This window comes from Microcystis sp. LE19-10.1B (genome assembly GCF_027530565.1).
GTDB lineage: Bacteria > Cyanobacteriota > Cyanobacteriia > Cyanobacteriales > Microcystaceae > Microcystis > Microcystis aeruginosa.
Genome location: NZ_JAPZQM010000352.1, coordinates 1 through 4,046, shown reverse-complemented (window position 1 = coordinate 4,046; position 4,046 = coordinate 1). Strand labels below are relative to the sequence as shown.

Below are 4,046 nucleotides of genomic sequence, written 5' to 3'. Positions count from 1 at the left end.
CGAAAACGGCTTTACGATATTTGGCTGGGAACACTAAATGATATAGCAAAACACTTACATTATGGCTCTTATGGATGTATTCACTCATTTTTCTATTGTACGCCGCGAGCGGCGGGGAATTAGACCCGAAGAGATTAAATTAATTATGAAGGGATTAAGTATTCAATGGCTTCCCTTGATAACTATTGTGGTACTTTCAAAGGCTAAGATTATTCCTGATAAATCACCCTTATTAGGCGTGTTAGCATTTATTGTATTAGGATTATTAATATATGGATATTTTCCTTTTGTTAAGGGTTGTTCTCGTTACATTCAAAGTAAAGGATACTCACCTAGTTGGGGGATAGTAGGATTACTTAGTTTTGTTGGCTTATTTCTTTTATCGGCAATTACTCCTAAAAATACCGTTATATCCTCAGAAGATTTATCTGAAGAACAGTCAACGACTACTCCTTTTGAAAAAATTAACCTTGTAGAAATTTTTTTATTCTACAGCATAGGTTTACTATACACAATGGTGATCTGTGCAATGCCACTTTTTAAACTTAATAATTGGGACTATACGGGATTTTTCAACGAAACAAGTGGACAAAGAACAATTTTCTCCGCATTCTACATCTTTCTGTGGTTATTGTTAGTTATAAGAGATTTAAAAATAGCAGATTTTAAACTCAAAGATTTTATTCCTAATCTGAAAATCTCTTGGCGAATAATTACTGAAATAGCGATTATCTACACTACTTTTTCGATCTCATTGGGTAGGTTAATTTATTATAGTTTTTCTTTAATATTGCCTGACCATATGGAAAAAATAATTAATCAATATAATCCTCAAGATTTTGGAATGTTTTTACTTTATTTTTTAATTGGCATTTTAATAGCGTCTCCATTGCTTATTTTTTTATTTCAAGGAATTTTATTACAAAAAATATCTCTTAAACTGGGAAATAAAAAAGCTATTTTAGTGATACTTCTTATATTTTTTATATTGTTGCTTCCTACGTTTGAGCCCAATTTCCTAGTTAGTTTGTTTTACATATTGATCTTATCCATTTTATTTTTTAAAACTGCCAATTTATTAGATATATTTGTGTTTGAGGCAATTACAACCCTAATATCTAATATGTTATGGTTTATTTTTTATGATCAAAAATTCAACTTTCCCTATATTTCAATTCTTGACTATAGGAAAATAAATGAACCTTTTTTAGTCCTATACTCAATTTTATCAGTTATATCTTGCATTTTTTTAGTTAAGTTTGTTCGTAATAACTTTCCTAAAGAAAATGACAAAATTCCTTATTTAAAAAATAGAGAAAAGTTATTAAGTCAGCACTTCTAAATTTGCGCTGTAGCAAAGGTTTCAGGTTTTAGTTAACATAATACGGGCTAAAATTTAACGGGATTAACGATTCTATTTCACAAGACTTCAGGTTTTTAGCATGATAGTACACATGGAATTGCCCCAAAAACCGCCTTTAAAATGTTGGTAACCGTTCAGGGGGGGACGAAATCTGGTAATCTAAGGGGCATGGATGAGAAGCACCAACGGTTGATACCAGGAATTGGTGCAGGGGATTGGGAAAGAACGACCGCCAACGTCAGACAGCTAGTAGTGCAGTTAGGTTTGAAGATAGAACAGCTAGAGCAACGGTGCTGTGGCGGCGCACTAGCTTTGGTTCTCAAAGTGAGGCGGGTAGTGTTTTTGTGGCGCGGATGCTGACGTTAGTTAGCAAAGGCAGTTCTTCTCCTTCTCTGCTACCCCAGGAGAGTTCTTCCACGGAGTCAATGCCACTGGCGGCTTGACATCCCCCCCCCTGAACGGTCACAATGAGACTATACGCCTTATGTGAGTTAGAAGCTGGAATGGTGTAAACTCGTTCGATAGATTATCTCTCTAGTCGGAGTGTTGGACTCAAACACTTGCTGCCTATTAGGTTGTTTTAGGTCACATCAAGTGTACTACTTTATTAGGTTTCTTACAGGAAATTTTAAAGGTTTGAGCCTTCGGTAAATCTTTCGAGGTAGCCTAGTTATCATATCTCAAAAATAGCTTGAGCGGTTTTTTGAGAGGATTTTCCTGGTCTAAAGTAATATCCTCTGAATGCTTATAATGTTACAAATTAAGTGATTTTTACTCATTTCAGTACAATGGCAAAGAATCAAGCCGAATCTATGTCTGATCAGAATCATCAGCAGCCAGATATGGGTGCGAAGAAAACAACACAGGCTAGGATAGAACATCAGGATAATAATCAAATAAAAACGGGAATTGATCCTAAAATTAATTCGGAAAAAACGTTTAAATATTCGGAGCCAACAGGAAGATTAGGGGAGATAATCCTGCGCTTAATGCCGGTCGGTCTTTTGCTCGGAGGACTGAGTTATTGGGCGATAGTTGGCAAGATTCCGACTCCTATTCAAGGACGAGCGGTCATTTTGATTCCTCGTTCTATTGTTAATATCGAACCCCGTCAAGGTGGGCGGGTGTTAACCCTCCTGATTCAACCGGGAGATTCTGTCAAAAAAGGGCAATTACTGGCACCTTTAGAGTTTCCTGAATTAGAAACAGAATTAAAGGATAAAAAGGATAGACTAGCAGCTCTCAAGCAGCAGGATAAAAGAGTTGACTCTATTGAAGTGAGTCGTCGCCAATTGAATGCAGCCTCAATAGATCGCCAGCAAAAGGCGAATCAGCTTCAGATTAAAGCACTTCAAGTTCAATTATCCAGTAATCAAAAACAGCGAGAAGCCTATCTCTCCCATGCTCGATACCTTAAAAATTTCCAGAACTCAACGGATCAAAGACTAGCCGCCTACGATAAACTTATCGAAGAGGGGGCTGTCGCCAAGCTAGATTTTCCCTCCTATTTATTTCAGTTCAATAATCTAGAGGCTTCTAATAGTATCAATCGCGTCCAAATAGAACTCGGTCTCGCGTAGCGAGCGCGTTGCGACCGCCTTAAGGGGGTTGATGAAAGCCTGCCAGTAGTTGAACACGGGCGGCACAGAATAATATACTAAACACAGAAAAACGGCAAATAGACCTCCAAGATACAGCCAGTGATATTCTTCGTTACAATGCGATCGCTGACCAGCAACGAGAGATTAATACGTTAAAAACCACTATTCAAGCCAACAAAAATGTAGTGAGTCTGTACAACGGCCAGATTTTAGACTTATCTGTTAATCCGGGGGAAGTTCTGGCTCCGGGGGGGGCGCATCGGTACGTTAGAAGTCTCCAATCTAAAGGCCAAGACCAATGTGGTAGCTTTGTTTAAGAGCGGTGATGCCAAACGATTAGAACCAGGCCAGGAAGTAGAAGTCGTTCCCGATCTCTATGATCGCGAACGCTATGGGGGTATCGTTGCTAAGGTAATTACCGTCGATCAGCAGCCGGTAACTGTGGCAGAACTGGCAAATATAGTCGGAAGTAATGAACTCGCCAGCAAGCTGTTTCTGGGTAGAGATGAAGACGATCGCGATAAGCCTATACCCGTCAATGCAAGTGTTATCAAAGCCACTTTAGCGCTGAAGGTCGATCGCAATACACCGAGTGGTTTTTACTGGACTCAAGCTAAGGGAGCGCCCCAAAGAATTACCAACGGGACTACCGCAGATGTCCATGCTGTGGTAGAAGAGCGTTCTTTAGTGAGTTACATAACCCCTGCTTTTCGCTGGGTTACAGGGGTGTACGACCGTTAACCACAAAATGCGATTGATCTGCTACGCAGTGCCTTCGGCATCGTAAGTAGCTGAAAGAAACAACGACTGGAATAAACGGTTAAACCTAATATGGAAAATCCGAAAAGACGTTCTCAATGGTGGACTTGGTGGTTTAAGTGGTGGATTAGGGACTTGCGTATTAATAAATTACCATCTAGACTAGAGAAGCAACTTGTTACTCCCACTCTCAACTATGGTAACTGAACTGACTGAAAAAATCAAATCAAGCTTGAAAGATGCGGCAAAAAAGCTGACAGGTTTTAAGAAAAGGGCTTTTATGGCGCAAGTAACTATAGACTATTTTAACTCTTCGCCGCGCC

At 39.1% G+C, this 4,046-nt stretch carries 4 protein-coding genes and 1 pseudogene; 4 read left to right on the top strand and 1 reads right to left on the bottom strand.

All coding sequences use genetic code 11. From position 1 onward, the window contains the following. A pseudogene (locus O9332_RS12525) lies at positions 1-88 on the bottom strand (IS200/IS605 family transposase); the annotation flags it as partial. Between O9332_RS12525 and O9332_RS12520 the strand changes: the two are divergent. The 4 genes from O9332_RS12520 to O9332_RS12505 all read left to right on the top strand — a co-directional run bounded on the left by O9332_RS12520 (position 71) and on the right by O9332_RS12505 (position 3,705). Then, complete coding sequence (locus O9332_RS12520; RefSeq protein WP_288025825.1) at positions 71-1,342, top strand: hypothetical protein; 1,272 nt, start codon at positions 71-73, stop codon at positions 1,340-1,342. The pseudogene O9332_RS12525 and the gene O9332_RS12520 sit on opposite strands and share 18 nt — an antisense overlap. A 236-nt stretch (positions 1,343-1,578) precedes the next feature. Further along, positions 1,579-1,806 (top strand): hypothetical protein, encoded by a 228-nt coding sequence (locus O9332_RS12515; protein ID WP_002759371.1) that lies wholly within the window; start codon positions 1,579-1,581, stop codon positions 1,804-1,806. Between the two features lie 369 nt (positions 1,807-2,175). After that, complete coding sequence (locus tag O9332_RS12510) at positions 2,176-2,943, top strand: biotin/lipoyl-binding protein (protein WP_288025823.1); 768 nt, start codon at positions 2,176-2,178, stop codon at positions 2,941-2,943. A gap of 321 nt (positions 2,944-3,264) precedes the next feature. Beyond that, on the top strand, positions 3,265-3,705 hold the full coding sequence (locus O9332_RS12505; protein WP_002764328.1) for a hypothetical protein: 441 nt from the start codon (positions 3,265-3,267) through the stop codon (positions 3,703-3,705). Positions 3,706-4,046: the final 341 nt, after the last annotated feature.